The 20833-nt window shown below is 46.4% G+C and carries 18 protein-coding genes and 1 other RNA gene; 12 read left to right on the plus strand and 7 right to left on the minus strand.

Translation table 11 applies throughout. The features are described 5' to 3' along the window. Positions 1–47 precede the first annotated feature (47 nt). From Q0144_RS07365 to Q0144_RS07395, 7 genes are all read left to right on the plus strand, one after another. Positions 48–1337, plus strand: a complete 1290-nt coding sequence (locus Q0144_RS07365) for a S41 family peptidase (RefSeq protein WP_314235025.1) — start codon at positions 48–50, stop codon at positions 1335–1337. A 10-nt stretch (positions 1338–1347) separates the two neighbouring features. Then, positions 1348–2067, plus strand: coding sequence for a phosphoribosylaminoimidazolesuccinocarboxamide synthase (gene purC / locus Q0144_RS07370; protein ID WP_297882374.1), 720 nt, complete (start codon positions 1348–1350; stop codon positions 2065–2067). A 3-nt stretch (positions 2068–2070) separates the two neighbouring features. Then, on the plus strand, positions 2071–2307 hold the full coding sequence (gene purS, locus Q0144_RS07375) for a phosphoribosylformylglycinamidine synthase subunit PurS (protein ID WP_298062928.1): 237 nt from the start codon (positions 2071–2073) through the stop codon (positions 2305–2307). Next, the gene (gene purQ, locus Q0144_RS07380; RefSeq protein WP_298062930.1) at positions 2304–2969 is read left to right on the plus strand and encodes a phosphoribosylformylglycinamidine synthase subunit PurQ; all 666 of its coding nucleotides are present in this window, start codon (positions 2304–2306) and stop codon (positions 2967–2969) included. Before purS ends, purQ begins: the two co-directional genes overlap by 4 nt. Further along, complete coding sequence (locus Q0144_RS07385) at positions 2963–4255, plus strand: SH3 domain-containing protein (RefSeq protein ID WP_298062932.1); 1293 nt, start codon at positions 2963–2965, stop codon at positions 4253–4255. The genes purQ and Q0144_RS07385 overlap by 7 nt, the downstream gene beginning before the upstream one ends. After that, positions 4236–4922 (plus strand): lysophospholipid acyltransferase family protein, encoded by a 687-nt coding sequence (locus Q0144_RS07390; RefSeq protein ID WP_298062934.1) that lies wholly within the window; start codon positions 4236–4238, stop codon positions 4920–4922. Before Q0144_RS07385 ends, Q0144_RS07390 begins: the two co-directional genes overlap by 20 nt. A 285-nt stretch (positions 4923–5207) precedes the next feature. Further along, entirely contained in the window at positions 5208–5693 is a 486-nt protein-coding gene (locus Q0144_RS07395; protein ID WP_298062936.1) for a hypothetical protein, read from the plus strand. Positions 5694–5915: 222 nt separating this feature from the next. Here the strand turns inward: Q0144_RS07395 and Q0144_RS07400 are convergent, their stop codons facing one another. Both Q0144_RS07400 and dsrO read right to left on the minus strand, forming a co-directional pair. Beyond that, on the minus strand, positions 5916–8912 hold the full coding sequence (locus Q0144_RS07400) for a molybdopterin-dependent oxidoreductase (protein WP_298062938.1): 2997 nt from the start codon (positions 8910–8912) through the stop codon (positions 5916–5918). Between the two features lie 9 nt (positions 8913–8921). Continuing rightward, positions 8922–9662: a sulfate reduction electron transfer complex DsrMKJOP subunit DsrO gene (gene dsrO, locus Q0144_RS07405; protein WP_298062939.1), complete on the minus strand. Its 741-nt coding sequence runs from the start codon at positions 9660–9662 to the stop codon at positions 8922–8924. Positions 9663–9830: 168 nt separating this feature from the next. Here dsrO and Q0144_RS10580 point away from each other — a divergent pair, with 168 nt between their 5' ends. Then, on the plus strand, positions 9831–10106 hold the full coding sequence (locus Q0144_RS10580; RefSeq protein ID WP_366111398.1) for a hypothetical protein: 276 nt from the start codon (positions 9831–9833) through the stop codon (positions 10104–10106). Positions 10107–10121: 15 nt separating this feature from the next. After that, a complete protein-coding gene (locus tag Q0144_RS07415) occupies positions 10122–10598 on the plus strand; it encodes a hypothetical protein (protein WP_298062941.1) in 477 nt (158 codons plus the stop codon). Positions 10599–10773: 175 nt separating this feature from the next. On the opposite strand, the gene Q0144_RS07420 is transcribed toward Q0144_RS07415, so the two are convergent. Next, the gene (locus tag Q0144_RS07420) at positions 10774–11808 is read right to left on the minus strand and encodes a hypothetical protein (RefSeq protein ID WP_298062943.1); all 1035 of its coding nucleotides are present in this window, start codon (positions 11806–11808) and stop codon (positions 10774–10776) included. A 106-nt stretch (positions 11809–11914) separates the two neighbouring features. On the opposite strand from Q0144_RS07420, the gene truD reads away from it, so the two are divergent. After that, complete coding sequence (gene truD, locus Q0144_RS07425; protein ID WP_298062945.1) at positions 11915–13027, plus strand: tRNA pseudouridine(13) synthase TruD; 1113 nt, start codon at positions 11915–11917, stop codon at positions 13025–13027. A gap of 401 nt (positions 13028–13428) precedes the next feature. On the opposite strand, the gene Q0144_RS07430 is transcribed toward truD, so the two are convergent. Further along, positions 13429–13794, minus strand: coding sequence for a hypothetical protein (locus Q0144_RS07430; RefSeq protein ID WP_298062947.1), 366 nt, complete (start codon positions 13792–13794; stop codon positions 13429–13431). Between the two features lie 340 nt (positions 13795–14134). Here Q0144_RS07430 and rnpB point away from each other — a divergent pair. Both rnpB and Q0144_RS07440 read left to right on the plus strand, forming a co-directional pair. Further along, positions 14135–14451, plus strand: an RNA gene (rnpB, locus tag Q0144_RS07435) — RNase P RNA component class A. Positions 14452–14488: 37 nt separating this feature from the next. Then, positions 14489–14767, plus strand: a complete 279-nt coding sequence (locus tag Q0144_RS07440) for a hypothetical protein (protein ID WP_298062949.1) — start codon at positions 14489–14491, stop codon at positions 14765–14767. A gap of 2055 nt (positions 14768–16822) precedes the next feature. Here Q0144_RS07440 and Q0144_RS07445 read toward each other — a convergent pair. The 3 genes from Q0144_RS07445 to rsmH all read right to left on the minus strand — a co-directional run bounded on the left by Q0144_RS07445 (position 16823) and on the right by rsmH (position 20776). Further along, positions 16823–17893, minus strand: a complete 1071-nt coding sequence (locus Q0144_RS07445; protein ID WP_298062950.1) for a DNA recombination protein RmuC — start codon at positions 17891–17893, stop codon at positions 16823–16825. Beyond that, on the minus strand, positions 17883–18692 hold the full coding sequence (locus Q0144_RS10585) for a hypothetical protein (RefSeq protein ID WP_314234717.1): 810 nt from the start codon (positions 18690–18692) through the stop codon (positions 17883–17885). Before Q0144_RS10585 ends, Q0144_RS07445 begins: the two co-directional genes overlap by 11 nt. A 1148-nt stretch (positions 18693–19840) precedes the next feature. Next, positions 19841–20776 carry a 16S rRNA (cytosine(1402)-N(4))-methyltransferase RsmH gene (gene rsmH / locus Q0144_RS07455; RefSeq protein ID WP_298062952.1) on the minus strand — a complete coding sequence of 312 codons (936 nt, stop codon included), beginning with the start codon at positions 20774–20776 and terminating at the stop codon, positions 19841–19843. Positions 20777–20833: the final 57 nt, after the last annotated feature.

Below are 20833 nucleotides of genomic sequence, written 5' to 3' on the forward strand. Positions count from 1 at the left end.
TTTACTTTCAAGGATAAACTTTGCGACAAAAACACCTCTTCTTCGGCTTGGGATTTATTTTCTCTTTATTTTTAGGCGTTAGTTTTTTTACCGGAAATTTACAAGCCAGAGAGGTCAATGCGACTAAAAAACCAGACAGCGAAAAAACGCGTCTGGAGGCACTAGCTAAGCTTACCAAAACGCTTGCGATCGTCGAAAACAATTATGTCGATGAGATGAGCTTCTCGGAGCTTGTGGACAAGACGATCTCGGGGCTTATGAATAATCTCGACGCACACTCAAGCTACATGGACGAAAAGGCGTTTAACGACACGAAAGTCCAGACCGAAGGCGAGTTCGGCGGGCTTGGAATTCAGGTGGGTATGAAAGACGGCGCTCTGACCGTCATCTCGCCTATCGAGGGCACTCCTGCCGACAAGAAAGGCATTCAGGCTAACGACGTGATCTTGCGTATCGACGGCAACGCGACCTTCGGCATCACGATCGACGATGCGGTCTCAAAAATGCGCGGCAAGCCGAAAACTAAAATCACTCTAACGATCGTGCGCAAGGGTGTTAGCAAGCCTTTTGACGTCGAGATTATCCGCGACATAATCAAAGTGGAATCGGTCTATGCCAAGATGATCGAGGATGATAAAATTTTATATCTGCGCGTTACAAATTTCGATCAGCACGTAGTTCCGGATGCGAGCAAATTTATAAAAGAGCATAGAGACGCCAAGGGCATTATTTTGGATCTGCGAAACAATCCGGGCGGGCTTTTAGATCAGGCGATCGGGCTTGTAAATTTATTCGTAAGCAAAGGTCTTATCGTCTCTCAAAAAGGGCGTGCGAAAAACGAAACCGAAGCACATAACGCCGATCCTAAAAAGAAGATCACCGATCTACCGCTTGTGGTTTTGGTTAATGGCGGCAGCGCAAGCGCAAGCGAGATTGTAAGCGGATCGCTTCAGGATCTAAAGCGCGCCGTGTTAGTTGGTGAAAAAACTTTTGGCAAGGGAAGCGTGCAGGTGATCCTGCCGATAGAGGATAAAGAAGCTCTGCGACTAACCATAGCGCGTTACTATCTCTCAAGCGGTCGCACCATCCAAGCGGTGGGCGTGACGCCTGATCTCATAGTGGCGCCGGGCAAGGTGCCAAGCCGCGACGAGGATGAATTCTCGCTAAAAGAAGCTGATCTTAAAAAGCATTTGCAAGGCGAGTTAGCCAAGGTCGAGACCAAGAAAAAAGATGCTCAGAAAAAGGATGAGAAAAATTTCATCACAGCAGAGCAGATTAATAACGATATCCAGTTGAAAACCGCAATAGACGCGATAAAAATTCTAAACATCAAGTAAGGAGAGTGTGATGCAAGCTACCAAAAAAGAGCTCATCTACGAAGGCAAGGGCAAAAAGATGTGGTCGGTTAACGAAAGTGACGACCTTTTGATCTCGGAATTTAAAGATTCGCTGACGGCGTTTAACGGCGTCAAAAAAGCCGAAGAGAGCGGCAAAGGCGCGCTGAATTGTAAAATTTCGACGCTGATTTTTGATCTGCTTAAAAAGCACGGCATCGCCACCGCGCTTGTTGAGACGATCAGTCCGACCGAGCAGCTCGTGAAAAAATGTAAAATTTTCCCTCTTGAAATCATCGCTCGTAATATCGCCACCGGCTCGCTTACAAAGCGCCTGGGCATCAAAGAGGGCACGAAGCTTCCGTTTACGCTGGTGGAGTTTTGCTATAAAGACGATGAGTTGGGCGATCCGATACTAAATGACGAGCATTGCTTGCTGCTCGGCGCCGTAAAGAGCCAAAGCGAGCTTGACGAGCTCAAAAAGATCGCGCGCAAGATCAATGAAATCTTGATTAAATTTTTTGATGAGCGAAATTTAAAGCTCGTGGATTTCAAGATCGAGCTTGGCAGAGATAAGGACGGCAATATCCTGCTTGCAGATGAGATCAGCCCCGATAGCTGCCGCTTTTGGGACAAACAGACCGACAAAAAGCTCGATAAGGACGTATTCAGGCAGGATCTTGGTAGCGTAAAAGTGGCCTACGAAGAGGTCTTGCGTAGAATTTTAGGATAAGCGATGAAGGTGATCGTAAACGTAAGGCTTAAGCAGGGCGTGCTAGATCCGCAGGGCAAGGCGGTTTTGCACGCCCTCGCTTCGCTTGGATTTAGCGGCGTGCGAGATGTGCGCGTAGCCAAACAGATCGTACTTGATATAAATGGCGAGGATAGGGATAAAATTTACGCCGACGTCGCTAGAATGTGCGATGAAATTTTGGCAAACACCGTCATCGAAGACTACGAGATCGTGATATGAAGGTAGCGATCGTCAATTTCCCCGGCACCAACTGCGAGCGCGACAGCAAATACGCCTTTGATAAGCTTGGTTGCGAAACGCAGATAATCTGGCATAAAGAAACCGACATAAATGCCGAACTGATCGTGCTTCCTGGCGGCTTTAGCCACGGAGATTATCTGCGAACCGCGGCGATTGCTAAATTTAGCCCGGTGATGAAGGCGGTTCTCGCTCATGCTGCGCGCGGCGGCTATATCTTAGGCATCTGTAATGGCTTTCAAATGCTTTTGGAGCTAGGCTTGCTCGCAGGCGCGATGAATAAAAATATAAATTTAAGCTTTATCTCAAAATTTCACAATCTGCACGTCGTTTCAAACGATAATAAATTTCTGCACTGTTGCGATAAGGGCGAAATTTTAAATATCCCGATCGCGCATGGCGAGGGAAACTATTATGCGCCTGCGGATACGCTAAAAGCGCTATACGACGAGGACTGCGTGCTTTTGAAATACTGCGACGCAAACGGCGCGGATCTAAATCCAAACGGCTCAGTGGACGCAATCGCAGGGATTTGCGATAAAAACAAAAAGATTTTCGGCCTGATGCCGCATCCTGAGCGCGCGATAGAGCCTATTTTGGGCGGCACGGACGGAGAGAAAATGCTAAAAGGCTTAATTTGCTAAAAAAAATTCTTACTATTTTAGGTGTCTGTACGCTTGCGTTTGCTGCGCCGGAGATTGAGATCGATTCGCTTGACGATCTAAGTAAATATGCGCCGAAAAAAGCTGAGGATAAGCCCGACGAGCCGCAGACGCGCGATAATTCCAAGGTGATGCTGAAGTATAATAAAAAAGAGGTTATGTCGATGGATAATCTAAGCATCGACGATCTTAAGGCTCTGGCGCCTACTAACGAAGTCGATCTGGACGTATCCGACGATAAGGTCTATCAGGACATTAAGCCCAAAGAGCTTACGCTAAAAGCTAGCGGGATGCCTAGAAAGGTGTATTGCAATCAAATTTTTAAGATTGATTTCGCCGTATATTTGGGGCAGAAAATCACCGTTAAGCCAAAGCTAGAGATCAGCCGCACCAATGGTATGAAGTGGCTTAATGCCGACAATCTTACGTGGATTGAGGGTGACGAGATGTTTGAGACGACGCTGTGGTTTGCGGCAAGCGATAAGAGCGATAAGATAAATGAGCTCGTTTTGACCTTGCAGCGCAACGGAGAATTTTTTGAAAAAAGCTCTATCAAACCTGATAATCCGGAATTTATGAAGCTTGATACGAAGCCTAATTTTTCGCATATCGTAGCCGACGAGCTGAAACTTAAAAACTACAAAACTACAAAATTTGACGACGCTTCAAATTTACTCACGCTCGATCTTGGTATCCGAAACGGCGCAATCAGCGCTTTTAGTATCGATAATCCAGCCATTATCAAGCAGGGTGTGGACTCCGTACGCGGCACATACGCAAGTCAGAGCGGATATTATTTCGCCGTCGTAGATAAAAATATCACAAATTTAGACTTCAGCTATTTCAATCTCCAGACGAAAAAATTTGAAAATTTCGGGCTTGAACTCAATCCGCGCGCCGAGGATCTTAGCACGCAGATCGGTCTAAATCCGAAAGAGAGCAAGTTCGAAGCCTACAAGCAGATCGCGATCTACACGCTAGCTGCCGTGCTTTTGGTGATGTTTCTGCTTAGTAAAAATATCACGCCGCTCATCTTTGCAGTGCTGATTTTGGCGGTAAATTTCTATGCGCAAAGGCCTTACGGCACGGGCAGTATCGCGCAAAATTCTCCGGTTAGAATTCTGCCTATGCAAAGCTCCACCGTGTTTTATGTAACCAAAAATGCCGAAAAGGTTGAAATTTTAGGCACTAATAAGGAATTTTATAAAATCATGCTGGGCGGTAACAAGATCGGCTGGGTTAAAAAAGATGAGCTTAGCAAGGATTAGAGCGTTATTTTACGCGATTTGGTTTATTTTTACAGTCGTTTGCGTCGTGATCGCCATGGCGGTGAAAAACTCATCTCATCGCCGCTTTCGCCGCATTTGGGGGCGCTTCCAGCGCTATGGCATCGGGTACGATATCCAGATCGTAGGTACTCCCGATCCGCGCGCGCAGCTAGTAATCGCCAATCACCAAAGCATAATGGATATCGTCGTGCTCGAAGAGACCCATCCCGGCGATATCTGCTGGATCGCCAAAAAAGAGATCGCCGACATCCCTATCATCGGTAAAATCATCACGCTTCCGAAGATGATCCAAGTCGATCGCTCAAATCCGCGCGATCTGGTGCGGATCGTGCACGAAGTGCAGCAGCGCGTGAGCGAAGGGCGCGTCATCACGATGTTTCCCGAGGGCACCAGACATCGCGGCACGCAGCTTTTGCAATTTCAAAGCGGCGCCAAAGCGATCGTTAGCAAGCTCGGTCTGCGCGTCCAGCCCGTGGTGCTCATCGGCACGCAGCACATCGCAAACTCTCACGATTTCACCGTCCACAGCGGACACGTCAAAATCATCTACCTAGACCTGCTCGACACGAGCGATAAAGATTGGCTGCAGCACGCCAGAGACACGATGCAAGCCGTAATCGACGAAAACGAAACCGCCGAAGCGTAGGCGGAATTTATAAATTTACCACCGAGATTAGAACGCGACTTTTGTTAGTTCGCGCGATTTCTGTGCGCTAGCGCGTTTATTTGCGCTTTGATTTGCGGCGTGGAATTTTAAAATTTCGTTCGTGCGCGCGGACGGCGAAATTTTAAAATTTACGCGGCGCGGCAAGATGTGGAATTTAGCGTATATTTAGCCATTTGCGCAAATGGCTAAACGATTTGTCGCAAGAGCAAAAGACGGCGGCAACCCGCAAGCAGTCTTAAAATTTTAATTCTTAAGGAGGAGAGAATGGCGTTTGTTATAGAGGAAATTTCAAAAGAGGATGTCGAGAAATACGATTTGCTAAAACCGTGCAATGAGATATGCAATAAGTATTATCAGGGTGAGCTTGATTGGGTAGATTTAAATTCGAGAGATTGGTGCATAGATCGAGAAAGAGGTATTTGGCTTTTTGTAGTACGCAGTATCACTATCGGGGATCCTAGAGATATGAACTATAGCGGCGAAGATATATGGATCTTGCACTACAAGGGTAAAGATATAGAGATCGATCTGAGGAATATACATAATGAATATACAGGTAAAAAAGATACGGATAATCCGTTTATACTAATATATGAACTGGAATCTATAAGAAGCGATCTTGGGGATATAACAAAGCAGGAGATTGTAGATATTTTAAAAGAAATTTTAAATGAGTTTAAGGGGGGAGAGGTTATAACAAGCTCTGTACCTAAAGAAAATATTCGAGTAACTTTCATATCAAAAATTTAAAGAAAAGGATAGAATATGGGCTATACGGTAGAACAAGCAAATGCTGAATTAAGAAAAATAGTAGAGGGGAAGTTGCCTGTAGCGCAAGCAAAAAACTAGCAAATTTTAACCAAAAACCGCGACGCCGCAGGCCGCCTATAACGCAGCGACCCGAAGCAAAAAGCCTCGCTGAAATTCCATTTGACGCGGCGGCTGTAAAAACCCGAGCCGTCGCCGAGCCGTTTAAATTTTACTTATTTTCGCAGGTAGCGCCTGTCTGGCGCAGGTGCCCACCAGCCAATCGTTGAGACTAAATTTACCCTCCCTTTTCGGATCGAGCAGACCAAGCTTATTGTGATTGAGCCCGCCCTCGGCGCCCTCCAGCCTAAAGACGGGCTCGCCGTCTACGAAGTGTGTCCTAGCGCCGAACTCATCGTGCCCAAAGCCGTGCTCGAGGCTGATGACGCCGCTAGCGACGCCGTTTGTTACGAAGGCCTCGCCCGTTTGCGAGCCATACGGCGTCGTGATCTTGACCGTATCGCCCGTCTTGATACCCTGCTCGCCAGCCACGTCCTGCGCGATCCTGACGAAATTTTTCGGATGTATCGCCCGCAGCTTTGGGCTTACGATCGTGTAGTAGTGCTGGATGTTTGATTTGCGCGAGCTTACGAGGTATTTCCACTCTGATTTTGGGAAGTACTTTTCTAGCGGAGTGCCGTCGCTGGCCACAGGCAGAGCGAGGCTAGGAGTGCCAGGCATGTACTCGCCCGTGATCGAGTGCCTATGTCCGCCAAGAGGCTCGTAGTAGATCGCAGCAGGCGTAGCGGCGGGCACTTTTACCGTCATTTTATCGCCCGCATACGCGCTTTCATAATCGTCAAATCTACCGCCCTTTGCCAGCACGTGCGCGACCTTTGGCTTTTCCTCGTCTTTTAAAAACGGATCGAGGATCGCCATAGTTTTTGAAATTTTACTTAGCTTTAGATCCTCTTTGCTGATATCCTTCACGCCCGCACCGTCAAAGGCCAAATTTGCCAGCGCCGCAGCGTAATACTGCTCCTTCGTATCCAGATCCATCAGCTTTCCGTCCTTGTCCTTAAAGGCGCCCTTGCCAAATCCTTTGAGCCCGAGCCTCTTTGCCACCGCGATATAAAAGGCCTCCACGTCGATTGGCGTGCCGTCTGCGGCGCGGTCTTGTTTAGCGGCGACGGCCGGATAGCGCACAACGGAGGTTTTAGCTATCGTGCCCCAGAGCGAGTTTGGAAGCGCCCAGTTTTCGAGATTTAGCCCGTCCGGTACGATGTAGTCGGCGTAGGCGTTGGTCTCGTTCATAAAGGCGTCGATACCTATGAAAAGCGGCAAGCTTTTGCTATCTTTTAGCGCGTCAAGCACCGCAACCTCGAGCCCCGCCTGTCCGTAGATCACGTTCGTCATGTAGTTTATGAGCGCTTTTACCTTGTACGGGTAGCCAGCGGCGTGGCTAGTGAGCGTTTCGTTTACCAGCGGCATCGAGATAGGATACCACGGCTGCTGCGCCGGATAGCCGCTGCCGCCAGCTGCGAGCTTGCGCTTAAACTCCGAACTAGTTTCGTAATACTTACCCGAGCGGGATAAATTTAACCCGTTTGGCTTGTATGCGCCCTCGAAGCTTTCCAGATCGTATCTGCCTTTTAAAAACTCGTGAGTGCCGGCGCTTGCGTTTACGCTACCGCCTTTGTAGCCGTATGTGCCCATAAGCGTGTTTAGGCAAAATATCGCGTACGTGCTCATCGCCGCTTGCGTGTGCATCATGCCGCCGTGGACGTTGGTGCTGACCTGCCTGCCGTTTTTGGTGAAATTTTCGCATAGCCACAATATATCCTCCACGCTCACGCCGCAAATTTTAGAGTACTCCTCGAGGCTGTGTTTATAGGCCGACTCTTTTAGTAGCTGCATCGAGCTTTTGACCTCGACCTCCTCGCCGCCCAGTAAAATTTTACCCTCGTAGTAGAGTTTGGCGGGCTCGTTTATCTTGTAGCTTTGGATTTTGCCGCTTTGCGAGCAGACCTGCCATTCGTCGCCCGCAAGCGCAAATTTGCCGTAGTTTGCGTGGCCTTTTTGCGTGATGACTAGGTGGGTGGCGTTGCACCAGTGTATCTCGCCCGCTAGCTTTGCCTGCTCAAAATTTGGCTGCATGAGGTAGTTTGCGGCGTATTTTTCGTTTTCGATGATCCAGCGTATCATCGCCATAGCGAGCGCGGAGTCGGTGCCCGGCTTTATGCCGATCCAGCGGCCTTTATCGGAAGCTGCAAATTTGACGGCGTTTGTCACCGTAGGATCGATCACGGCGTAGGTGAAGCCATCATTTACGCTTCTTGCGTGAGCGACCATTTTGGCTTGCTTTTGGAAGGGATTTCCGCCGTTTGCGGGAGAGGTGCCCCAGTAGATGCTAAATTTGGAATTTTCGTAATCGGGCTTGGTGTGGGCAAAGCCCTTTGCGTTGTGCGCGATCTTGCCGCCCACTCTAAAACCGCCGCCGCAGATACCGCCGTGCGAGTAGTGATTTACGGTGCCGAAAGATTTTTTGATAAAGCGATCGACGATATCCGAGCGTCCGTCATAGAGATAAAAGCTCAAAAGCTGGTTGCGCTTGGTACCGTATTCAGGATTTGCCTCGTCGATGAGCTCGTCTGAGAGTATAGCCCTAAGCCCGTCCACGTGTCCCTCGCCAAAAAGATCCCCGCCCTCGACGACCTCCTCTATGAGCTGTTCGAAGCTGATCTTTTTCCACTTGCCCTCGCCTCTTTTGCCTACTCGCTTTAGTGGCGACAAAATCCTAATAGGCGAAGCTATCATCTCCGGTAGCGCCGCGCCTCTAGCGCATACGGTGGCGCGTCTCTCGTCCTCCCCGCTAGCCGTAGTCGCTAGCAACGCGTCGTTTATCGAGGTATCAAAGCTCGCCCAGTGCACGTTTGATAGCGGGTGATAGGGGTTGCCCGTGCATCTTAGCACGCGGTCTTCTTTTTCATCCACGTGCAGCCTTAGCCCGCACTTCGCCACGCAGCCGTGGCACATCGAAAACACCACGCTATGCCCGTCGTTCATCGAAATTTTGCCGTCTTTTACGCTAAATTCGGGCTGCAGTGAGCTACCCTGCGGCTTGTAGTCGTCTTTTGTTTTTCCCGCGTCGTCCGCTACCGCAGCGGTCGCGCCCGCAGCCGAGATCATCGCTGCGTTTTTTAAAAATTCTCGTCTTTTCATCGTTTCTCCTTACAACGCGAGCTCTTCGCTCCAGCTGATCGCTTGCTTGTAGCCGTTTTTAGCCAGCAGCTCCTTGTCGTTCTTAGCCAAAATTTCGCTCACGCCGTGATAAAAGACCTGCGGGTGCGTATTTTTCGGACTGTCTAGCACCATCGTCTCGTGAGCGGCTAAAAATTTTCTGATATTTGAGTTTTCGTCGTTTAGATCGCCTATTATGCGGCTTCCGCCCACGCAGGTCTCCACGCACGCAGGTAGCAGGCCCGCGCGCAGTCTGTGGTCGCAGAAAGTACATTTATCGACCTTGTAGGTCTGCAAGCTAAGGTATCTGGCGTGATACGGACAGGCCTCGGCGCAAAGCGCGCAGCCGATGCACTCGGCGCTATCTACCTTGACGATGCCGTTGCTTCTTTGGTAGCTCGCTCCCGTCGGACAAACGTCGATACAGGCGGGATTTTCGCAGTGATTACAAAGGCGCGGCAGCGAGGCGATAACGGCGTGGTTGCCCTCTTTGTCGCTAGTTTCGTACTCCGAAACGATCGTCCTAAAGGCGCCTGCTTGGACGTTGTTTTCCATCGCGCAGTTCATCGTGCACGACTGACAGCCGATACAGCGCGTGAGATCGATGACCATGCCGTAGCGCGGACCTTTGGTTTTTTCAAATTTACTCGGAGCGGCCCTGAGTGCGGTCGCCGCGATAAAAACACCTGCCGCAGCGATAAAGCTACGACGCGAACCTAGCGTTGATTGCATTTTTTCTCCTTTTGAATCAAAATGGTTTCGCAACTTTATCATAACTTAACTTAAATGATAATATTAATATTTTAATTAAAAGTGTTTTTCAGATTACCCCAAAATTTATTTTTTAGAAGCGTTTGGTTATAATGCTTTTCAAATTTTTATAAATTTAAGGAAAATATCTTGAAATACGCGCTTGATTGCAAGGATAGTTTTGAAAACTCGTTTATATTTTGGTTTATCAGGTATATCAAATTTAAGCTTAGCTCGCTCTCAAATAAAGAGCTTCTCAAAATAATCTATGAGCTAGAATCCATAAGAAGCGATATTGGGAATATACCAAAACACGAGATTGTGGATATTTTAAAAGAAATTTTAAATGAGTTTAAGGGAGGAGTGTCCGTAACAACCTCTGTACCTAAAGAAAATATTCAAGTAACTTTCGTATCAAAAATTTAAAGCAAAGGAGATAAGGTGGCGTTTGTTACAGAGCGTATTTCAAAAGAGGATATTGATAAATACGATTTGCTAAAACCGAGCAATGATATATGCGAAAAATATCATCAGGGCGAGCTTGATTGGGCTAACTTAAATTCAAGAAGTTGGTGTATAGATCGAGAAAGAGGTATTTGGCTTTTTGTAGTGCGCAGTATTATTATTGGGGATCCAAGAGATATGAATTATAGCGGCGAAGTTATATGGCTTTTACACTATAAAGGCAAAGATATAGAGATCGATTTAAGAGATATAGACAACGAAAATACTAGTAAGAAAATTACGGATAATCCGTTTAAAATAATCTATGATCTAGAATCCATAAGAAGCGATATCGGGGATATACCAAAGCAAGAGATTGTGGATATTTTAAAAGAAATTTTAAATGAATATGGCGATGGAGGATCTATTATCCCAAAAGAAAATATTCAAGTAACTTTTATATCAAAAATTTAAAGTAAAGGATGAAATATGGGCTATACGGTAGAACAAGCAAATGCTGAACTAAGAAAAATAGTAGAGGGTAAGTTGCCTGCGATTAAGAAAACTATTTGCTTTATACCGATCATCAATATGCAGTCGATTTAAAATTTTACCGTCGTAATAGGATAAATTTTAAAACCCCGTTCGCTTAAATCAGCGTCGGCTTTAGTTTGCGTACCGAAAAGTCGGGTCTCTCGCCGCGAGCTAGAGCGATGAGTTCATCCGTCGTAATTAGATAAAACCCCGCGAGGTCTCTACCGAAAAGCCTTTGAATTTCATCGCTTCTGCCGTCTAAAAAATCAAGCGCAAGCTTGGAATTCAGGAGTAAAAAGTCGCTTCCGCTATCAAACGCGTCAAATAAAATTTCGCCCCCCAGCCGCAGCGCGCACTCCCGCTCGCGCTCATATATCTGCGCTCCAAGCGGCGCGCCTTCGCAGCCAAAGTGCACGATCTGCGCACCCAGCCTGCTAGCTAGCTCCTCCGCAGCCTCGTCGTACCACACGGCGACATTAAAGCCGCTAAAATTGTGCTTCGCGCCCGTTGCGTCAAATTCCGCCATGCTCTGCGCGCTTAAAATTTTATTGCTGCGCGCGGGCTCGTATTTTAAAATATCGCAAAACGCCCTGTATGCCGCGCGATCGTCAAACTCCATCCCCACGGCGTCACACTTCGTAAAATACGCCATCTGCGGCTCGATGATCTCCAAAATCCTCATACGCTCGCTCGGGTGCGTCTGCATCAGGCGGTGCGCGAAGATAAAGGCGCTATTGCCCAAAAACTCCCGTGAGCATGCGGGGATTTTCGTCGAGTAAAAATAGGGCGCGAGGCTTTTGTAAAACTCGAAATCAGAGACGTCCGCGATGCTCTCAAAGGCTTTAAATTTATCCAAAAACGCTCGCGGCTCGCAGCGCAGATCTTTAATCGCCTCTTTTTCACTAAGAGGCGCGATGATTAGCTCGCTTCCAAAGTGCGCTATAAGCGTATCTAGCGGCTCTTTTACGCTTACGGTGGTGCCGCCGATTTTTACAAATTCCACTCCCTGCGCGCTGAAATAGGGATCGTGCGCGCAGATGTCGTCAAGCAGCGCCGCAAGATCGGCAAAGGGCGCGCTTTCATAAACATAGGGCTTGAAGTAGCTTGCGACGTCGCAGCGAGGATCAAAGCGAAAGAGCCTGATTAGCATTTTTTATCCTTTTTTTATGGCGAATGATACTAGAATTTGCCTTAATAATGAGTTTTTTAGGCTCAATTTTATAAAATTGCGCCTTAGATTAACGCAAAGGCCGGCTATGAAAAATTTATACACCCTAAATCACGCGCCGATAAATGCGCATTTTAGTAAAAACTCAAGCGATTTCGTCGTGCGCGAAGTACCGCTTTACGAGCCTAGCGGTGAGGGCGAGCACTGCATTTTGCTGCTACAAAAAAAGGGCATCAGCACGCACGAGGCGCTGCGGATTTTAAGCGAGCGCACGGGCGCTAAGATGCGCGAGTTCGGCTACGCGGGGCTTAAAGATAAGCAGGGCCTTACGATGCAGCACGTTAGTATGCCTGCTAAATTTGAGCCCGCGCTGGGCGGATTTTCGCACGAAAGCCTTAAAATTTTAAGCGTGCAAAGGCACAAAAACAAGCTTAAAATCGGCCATCTTAAGGGCAACGACTTTTTCATCCGCCTAAAAAAGGTCCTGCCGCCCGACGCCGTCAAGCTCGCAGCTGCGATAGATACGCTGGGGCGCGAGGGCTTTGCGAACTATTTCGGCTATCAGCGCTTCGGCAAGTTCGGCGACAACGCGGCGCAGGGCGAGGAGGTGCTGCGCGGACAGAGGCGGCTTAAAAACCCCAAAATGCGCGACTTTCTAATCAGCGCCTATCAGAGCGAGCTTTTCAATCGCTGGCTTAGCAAGCGGGTCGAAATTTCAAAATTTGCGGCGGAATTTAGCCTTGGAGAGTTTGCTAAAATTTACGGGCTAAGCAAGGAGGAGGCGCGCGAGATCGCGGCTCAGCCGCAGTTTTTTAAGCTTTTAAGGGGCGAGATTTTAGGACACTTTCCCCACGGCGCGTTTTTTAGATGCGACGATCTTGGCGCTGAGTGCGAGCGCTTCGCAAGACGACAGATCACGAGCGCAGGTCTAATCGTCGGGCGAGCGAAGTTGCGAGCTAGCGGGCTTGGCGGTAGATTTGAAGATGAGATTTTCGCGCCTGCTCGCGAGCTTGAGGCGCAGATGAACGGCTCGCGCAGGTTTGCGTGGAGCTTTATGGAGCGCGTGCAGCACGCCTATGATGCGCAAAACGCGCATTTTAGCTTCAGCTTTTACCTGCCGAAAGGCTCTTACGCGACGGTCGTTTTGGAAGAAATTTTGCACCGAGATATATTCGAGGGCGCCGCGACGGACGAGGATTGAGCCTCATCATGCTGCAGAATAGGGTTCACGCCGCACTTGCGCTACGTCGTAGCGTGCCACGCCGCGGATTTAGGGCTCGCGCCACGCCCTACGCCAAACCACGCCACGTCGCGGTGCACCACGCTGCACGGAATTTTAAATCTTGGCTGCGTGGATTTAAATTTGCGCGGTAGATAAAATTTTATGAAATTTTATGAAATTTTATGAAATTTTATGAAATTTTATGAAATTTTATCGCAGTAAGCGTGACGCTTTGTCTAAACCATAGAATTTAAAATTTTATTCGGCTCGGCCGTAGGTGAAATTTGATAAATTTCACCTTTTTATAGTTGTCCAAATTTATTTTCGTCAATAACCAGCAAAATATTATTAAGCTTAAAATCGCTTAAGTCTTTTATCTACTATCGCTCGTTTACCATATTTTCAAAAAAATTATTCTCTTCCCAAAAGTAGCATTCTAACATTTTTAAAATTCCATTTTCCAAAAGAACCATTGCTCCTCCAATGTTTTCACCAGAAAGCGTTAAATTTGCATTGCCGACAAAGCCGTTGTTTTTGCTTTTTTCTAATATTTTTTTACACTCGAAATGGCAATAATATCCGGCTGTCGAAACCTCTCTTTTTGTAATTTCTGAATTTTCAAACTGCTCATAAAGCGCATAATCGCTTAAATCATCACTTATTAGCTTAATAATTTTAGCTTCGATATTTACAATATCTGTAAAATTATCTAGGGATAAACATCGTTCCGATTTTTGGTTTTCCATTTTTTATAACTCCACGTATAGTAATTTCATAGCCTTTAATATTAACTTTATAGCCATTAGTAAAATTATTTAGCAACTTACCATTTGCCATATCTCTTTCAAGTTCTTTAATTATAGCATTATAAGCTTGTTGTTGATTATTTTCAAATTTATTTAAAAATCATCTAATTTATGCTCTTTTTTGTTAAAGATGTGATTTAATTTATTAGCTTCTTTATCGTCGTCATCCTCCGGAGGTAATGGTGCAGGGGCGGGAGTTTATACTTACTCGCGGCGTAAAATTTCAATCCTTAAATTCCGCGAGCCCTGAAATTTAAGCCAAAAAAGCTATAATTGCGCTCGGGTGTGGCGTGCGGTCGCTCCGCAAGGAGAGGAAAGTCCGAGCTGCGATAAGACAAGGTTGCGTCTAACGGACGCCGGGGGCAACCCTAGGGAAAGTACAACAGAAAGCAAACCGCCGCGCAAGCGGTAAGGGTGAAAGGGCGGGGTAAGAGCCCACCGCGCGCGTGGAGACACGAGCGGCAATGCAAACCCAACCTGCAGCAAGAACGGGTGGTTTCGTCTTATATTCGAACCGTTCGCTCGAACCGATTTGCAAAAATCGGTCTAGATAAATGACCGCTGTAACGGAACTCGGCTTATAACCACACCTATTTTTACGCCGAATTTATTTACTTGGAATAAGGAAAGAATTTTGAAAAGCTTAATCTTATGCAGCGCGCTTTGCGCCGTCGTTTTAGGGCTCGGAGGCTGCGCGAGTGCGGGCGCTGATAAATCTATAATCTTGCAAGGTGACGCCCACGATCGCGCCTGTGCGGAGGTTTATGAGCACTATAAAGAGCTTGAAGCGGAGCTCTTAGCGGTCGAGGATCGATATGCAAACCCAAGCGTCGCGAACGATTATATACAGACTTACGACGAGTACGAGCGCACCATCGCCTACTACAATAAAAATTGCGCAACCTATAAATAGGCAGCGCAGATTGAGCGTGATTTGGTATAAGCATGGCTGCGGGCAGCAGTGCAAAGCACTTAAAATTTTATAAAATCTCTAAAAAATATTGAAAATTTTACGCGAAGCAGAAAGCGTCTAAAATTTATTGCGTACGCTTGGATCTAGCGATACGAAGTCGCGGTGTGAAGCATAGTGTGGTGCCTATTTATGCTCGCATTTAGCTTGGTGCGCCAAGTTTCGGTAATCGTATAACGGCGCCACATACTCGCGCATTGGCTAAGGAGCGCGCAATTTATTAGTCGAATCGGCCCGAAGCCTTGAAGTCGCGAAGTCACGCTCAAAAATTCAGCCGCGCGGATTTGAATTAGTGACTTAAAGTGGCAAAGCAATACCCCAAAATTTAGCCGCGAGGCGGACGACGAACGATTTATTAATTAGATCGGTGCAAAGCCGCACTAAAAATTCCGTCACGTGGAGTTGGCTGTTATGTCTGTTTATGTGTCTGCCTAAGCCTCGCAGCCTCAATATAAATAATTTCATCGAGTGGATTTGAATTGGCGCCTAGGCGCTTGGATCGATCGTAAAATCAGGTCTCAAAAATCCTGTTACTCGGGTTTGACCTGCTGCGAGATTTTCGTGGCATATAAAGGCGGTAAAATGAGATCGTTAGGGTAGCTTTAAGGTGCAGTGCGATTTTTTCGCTTGCGTATGCGGCTTTGAGGCGCTTGGTAATTTCAGTTTACTCGCAGAATTTTAAGATGCGCGGTTTTTTGAGATTATAGCAGCTGGTTTTTTGGGTTTTTAGCGCGAAGGTATTTGGCGAATTTGCAGTGCTATGGCTCTGATTTTTGTCGAGAAATTTTAGAATTTTGCGATTTTGCAAGAGAATTTTGTGTGTTTTGGCGCCGCGTCGAACTTAAAATTTCATCTTCCCGCCGCGTAAGATTGCGCGCCTAATCTTTCTGTTTTTTAAACACGGCATCCGTTTTGAGATTTGCGTCCGTTTTTGAAATTTTACTCTGAATAAACGCCGGATTCACAAAATAAGCCGCTCGGTGGATAATTTTAAAAAGCCTGCAAGCCTGCAATGCAAAAGCTAAAGCTTTATGAGAGGCGGAACTTAAAGCCTTTACCGATAATTTAGCCGCTCAGAATGCTACGACTTTAAAATTTCGCGAGTTAAATTTTAAAATTTACGCCACTTGCTGCGGCTGATAAAATTTCGCGAGCTAAATTGCGCTGAAATTTTACAAACGGCGACAAAAAATATTCGGCGTAGAATTTTATTTGGCTTGTTTATATGTAGCAAGGGTTTGAGTTTGCAAGTAGCCGCGGTTTTTGCTTTACGCTCGCACCAACCGTCCAAAGTAAGCGCGATGTTTATCTTGGATACGCTTTAATGCGCGAGGTTTTTGTGTCGCCGTAAAATACAAATTTATGAGCTTTCGGGATTGCAGATTAATTTTGCGCGCTTGCAGATCGTTTTTGAAATTTTGTCAAAATATGAAATTATATCTGCGCAACGCCCATAAATTTCTCAGCGCTAAACGGATAATCCCGCTCGCAGCGCTATTTTCTTAAATTCGTAGTGCCTATAAGCCGCTTTTTAAAATTTTGCCAAAATACGAAATTTCGCTCATGAATCATGAATTCCGCCTCTGAAATGTAGAATTTGCCCACGACCGCAAATTTACGCATGCAATATGTGGCGTCAAATTTTGTTTCGGTATAGCAGCGCTGAATTTCTTGGGCGGAAAGCGTATCGATTGATCTTGTCACATCGTGATGAGGGCGTGCGTTTAATGCTTGAGCGGATTGAATCTGCTCGCGCGCCCATGAAATTTAGCCGATCAAATTTTATGTGCGTCAGACAGCCTTTAAATTTTGCCTATTATTTTAACAAATCCGTTAAGCTGAGTTTTAAATCTATCTATCTGCCTCAAATGGGAATTTATCTGCAAAATAGGCGAGGCGTAAATTTATTGAATGCCACTCGCCTGCCTATGAAATTCTGCCTCATTACAAGCTTGCTAAAGCACTCCAAGCCTCGTTGTGTACGACGGTTTGCCCACCTTACAGCTCGCCGAAACGCTCAAAACGGGCTTTTAGAGATTTTGCATTTTTGTTTAAAAGCTCCGCTTGCGCGGCGAGCTTATCTGCGTATGTTTGAAGCGCCGTCGCATACTTAGCATGCGTCTCAAAGTCCGATTTTAGTGCGTAAATTTCATCTTTTACCGATTTTATATTTTGCGCGAGTGCCTCGTCTTTTACGAAGGTTCGGATCGTGCCTAAAAGCGCCAGTAGCGTCGTGGGTGATGCCGCAAAAATGCCGATTTGCGCGCAGTATTCAAGCACCTGCGGCAGCTTCTCGCAGACGTAGACGAAAACCGCTTCGCTGGGCACGAATAGCACCGCAAACTCCGTGCTAAGAGGCGGTATTATGTATTTTTCCGCGATATCTGCGGCGTGCTTTTTCATATCAGCGGCGAGTTGCTTATCCGCACTAGCAAGCGCTGCGGCGTCGTTTGAGGCGGAGGCGGCGATGATCTTTTCATAGCTTTGAAGTGGGAATTTTGAGTCGATGCAAAGAATTTTTTCTTTTGCGATATGCAGCGCGCAGTCCGCAATCCTGCCGTTTGGTAGGTGCTTTTGCAGCTCGTAAAATGCGGTGTTTTGCCCATAAATCATCGATAAAATTCTCTCTAATCGATACTCACCGAAGTTGCCACGCAGCTTGACGTTGCCTAAAATCGAGTTTAGCCTTGCGATTTCGTCACGCACCTGAAGCGAAGTTTTATTTTGCTCGCTCATTCGCGCTAGATTTTCCGCTATGTCCTTAAAGCCACGATCCAGCGAGCTTAAATTCTCGCTAAGTGCGCTGTTTTGGCGTTGCAAGCCCTCGTCCAGGGATCTATTAAGATAATAGAATTTATCACTAAAGCCGTCATTTAGGCTTTGATTTAGCTTAAAAAGCTCGGCATTTGCTCTCGCACTTTGAGCTGTGAGCCTTTCGCTTAAAAGCTCACTAAGCGCGGAGTTTGCATCGCTTATGCGGCGGTTTTGCAGCACGAGCGCGATCAGCAAGGCAAGCACTAGCGCAGCAAAAAACGCAAACGCCGCGAGCAAAATCCCATCAGTGCCCATTTTCTTGCACGCTTTGCGGATCTAAAATTTCATTTTTATAGCGCAGATATTCGATGTCGTTGTTAAGCGCGCGATTTTCCTCAAGCAAAACCTCGTGCTTGGTACGAAGCGCGGCGATGTCGCGGCTGATGTAATAAATTTCGTTGCGGATATAAATCGCCGGCACCGTCAGCAAAAACGCAAATCCGATCAGCAGATAAACGACTAAAAGCTGATAAAGCGTGAGATTTTTCTCCTTTTTTTTCTCGGCATCGTAGTTGCGTAGTAGCTCGTCCTGTGCGCCAGCAAAACTGCCGTAACCGCGCCCTGCGGCAAGGCTTGCATAATCATGCGCGCCCATATCCGCGTAATTTTGATTTTGCGTGCCTGTAAAGCTTGCATCTGCAAACGCCGCATAATCCACCTTACCGGTAAAATTGGCACCTGCGAAATCGCCGTAGCTCGCTCCGCTGGAATTATCGCTGCCGCGAGCGGCTGAAAGATTTGCGTCGCCACGTCCTTTGAATTTTACTTTGCTGTTTTTATTAAATTTTGTTCCGCCGCTTTCGGAATTTAGATAGTTTTGGGTATTTATAAAGCCTGAACTTTCGAATTCCAAGCCGGTAAAATCGTCGTAACCGCCCGCTGCGCCCGCGTAGTTTCGTTTTACGGAAAGATCTGCGGCAAGCTTATCCTCTAGCTCCTCATCCGTCAGATCCTCCATAGCTCGTCTTTTCGCAAGCTCTATACCCGCTAGATCAGATGTTCCTGCGAAGTCGTGCCCGTCATCGTCGTCGGCAAAATATTCATATTTATTCATCTAAAATCTCCATAAATTTAAAACCACGATCTTATCTTTACTCGCCGCCAAGGCGCCTGCGTCAAGATAAATTCAGCTCGAAGCCCGCAGCTCGCGTGTACCCAGCAATGAGCCGTTAAGGTGAAATTTAAAAGTCAAAGTTACGGGCAAAATTCTTCTTTGCAATTTTACCTCGGTAAATGGAATTTTATCTTAACTCGCAAAATTATATCTCGGCCAGCAAAAGCAAAATTTCACTTTAACGGGCTATTTCGTTTATTTGGCTGGCTCTTTGCATGATATTGTATAGCAGCAGAAGCTTCAAAAGAAGCATCGCGTTAATTTTGCTCGTTTTTTGCACCGGCAGGCTCGTGGAATTTAGGTAAAGATCAATTCCGCCGTAGCGGGCAAGATTATGCTGCTTTTACCCATTTTATACGCTGCCGGCTTGCAAAATTTATATCGGCAGCAGAGTTATCTGCTGAGTCTCGCTGTCTAGTTTAAAATTTTTACGTTGACAGTTTTTGCATTTGCGGCGAAATTTCATTTACTTTACCCGCTATCTATCTGCAAAATTCTATCTTGGCGAGCGAAATCTAAAGGCTTCGCCTATTTGCATCGCCTGCTTGGGAAATTCATTTTGACAGGTAAAAATCGAGCTCACTTTACCGAGATTGACTATTTATAAAATTTTGTCAAATCATCTGAAAAACCGCTTAAAATTTTTACTGCGTCTTCGATGCGCCTTAAAATGTTAAGCGTAGATATTTATTTGCAAGATAAGCTCTATCATTAAAATGTCAATGAAACTACTGCTCGCTTACAAAATTTCGTTAAAGCAAAGGGCGAGATTTGGCATTACGCCGCTTGCTTTAGGCGCCAAATTGTAACTCTCGCTCGGTTCTGTATTGCGATGTCACTTAGCTTTTAAAATATGCAGCAGCTAAATCTCATAAAATTATACATTAAATTTAGCGTAAAATTCAACGTTAAATTTTATGATTTAGACATTGCGCGTTCGAAGTAACGCTGAAAATATCATAAATTCTAAAGCGAATCTTTGAAAGCTGAATTTCAAAATTCCGTAAAATTTTAAAATTTAATGCCTGCAAATCTATAAATTTTACAAAATTTCGTCAAAATTTAAAATTCATAGCAAGCAAAGGTGGTTATTTTAGCCGAAAAATTCTAAGCTTCGCGCTCGCTGCTCGAGAATTTTGCGCGAGTTCCTGCGCATCCGTCGTTATAGGGCTTTTAGTTAGGATTTTACCTAACGAATGCCCGCCGCCGCATTCGCAGCGCATAAATTCTCTAGGACAGACGCAATCGCGCTCCCACGCTCTAAATTGCTCCTTTACTATGCGATCTTCAAGCGAATGGAATGAAATTATAGCGACAGTTACATTAGTTAGAATTGAATCGCGCGATTTTTGCTCAATGAACGCGAGCAGGCGCTTTAGTTCGCCAAGCTCGTCGTTTACCTCGATGCGGATCGCCTGAAATGCTAGCGTAGCCGTGCTGATGCTGCGCCCTTTAACGGGCTTCGTTCCGATTAAATTTGCCAAAGCTTTGGCGCTTGTTAGTGGTGCGTTAGCCCGTGCAGTAGCTATTTTAGCAGCGATTGCGTTAGCATTTGTTAGCTCGCCGTATTCGCGAAAAATGCGCGCCAGATTCGCTTGCGAGTAGCTGTTTACGACATACGCCGCATCTAGCGCTGCGCCTGCATCCATTCGCATATCCAGCGCGTCGCTTTTAGTGGAAAAGCCGCGGCAGTTTTTATCTAGCTGAAGCGACGAAACGCCGATGTCGGCTAATATCCCGCGAACTGCGCGGAGCTTTTGCTCGGGCAGAATTTTTAAAATTTCGCTAAATTTAGCCTTATGAATCTCTACGCGATCTTTAAATTTACTAAGCCGCTCGCGCGAAAATTCTATCGCTTCGGCATCTCTGTCGCAAGCGATAAGTTTAAGGTGCGGATTAGCGGTTAAAATGCCTTCGCTGTGCCCTCCGTAGCCTAGCGTGCAGTCGATAACATAGCCGTCTTCAAGCTGCGAAAATGCTGCGATCGTTTGCGAAAAAAGTACCGGAATATGTGGAGCTTGCACCTGAATTTATCCTTTTGAAATTTCTAATCTTATATAATAGCGAAATTTTTTACAAAG

The sequence above is a fragment of the uncultured Campylobacter sp. genome, from assembly GCF_938045345.1.
GTDB lineage: Bacteria > Campylobacterota > Campylobacteria > Campylobacterales > Campylobacteraceae > Campylobacter_B.

Excerpts from the sequence above, each read along its gene's own strand:
- purC (WP_297882374.1), top strand. The coding sequence starts at position 1,348 with ATGCAAGCTACCAAAAAAGAGCTCATCTACGAAGGCAAGGGCAAAAAG.
- purS (WP_298062928.1), top strand. The coding sequence starts at position 2,071 with ATGAAGGTGATCGTAAACGTAAGGCTTAAGCAGGGCGTGCTAGATCCG.
- purQ (WP_298062930.1), top strand. The coding sequence starts at position 2,304 with ATGAAGGTAGCGATCGTCAATTTCCCCGGCACCAACTGCGAGCGCGAC.
- Q0144_RS07390 (WP_298062934.1), top strand. The coding sequence starts at position 4,236 with ATGAGCTTAGCAAGGATTAGAGCGTTATTTTACGCGATTTGGTTTATT.
- Q0144_RS07395 (WP_298062936.1), top strand. The coding sequence starts at position 5,208 with ATGGCGTTTGTTATAGAGGAAATTTCAAAAGAGGATGTCGAGAAATAC.
- Q0144_RS07400 (WP_298062938.1), bottom strand. The coding sequence starts at position 8,912 with ATGAAAAGACGAGAATTTTTAAAAAACGCAGCGATGATCTCGGCTGCG.
- dsrO (WP_298062939.1), bottom strand. The coding sequence starts at position 9,662 with ATGCAATCAACGCTAGGTTCGCGTCGTAGCTTTATCGCTGCGGCAGGT.
- Q0144_RS07420 (WP_298062943.1), bottom strand. The coding sequence starts at position 11,808 with ATGCTAATCAGGCTCTTTCGCTTTGATCCTCGCTGCGACGTCGCAAGC.
- truD (WP_298062945.1), top strand. The coding sequence starts at position 11,915 with ATGAAAAATTTATACACCCTAAATCACGCGCCGATAAATGCGCATTTT.
- Q0144_RS07430 (WP_298062947.1), bottom strand. The coding sequence starts at position 13,794 with ATGGAAAACCAAAAATCGGAACGATGTTTATCCCTAGATAATTTTACA.
- Q0144_RS07445 (WP_298062950.1), bottom strand. The coding sequence starts at position 17,893 with ATGGGCACTGATGGGATTTTGCTCGCGGCGTTTGCGTTTTTTGCTGCG.
- Q0144_RS10585 (WP_314234717.1), bottom strand. The coding sequence starts at position 18,692 with ATGAATAAATATGAATATTTTGCCGACGACGATGACGGGCACGACTTC.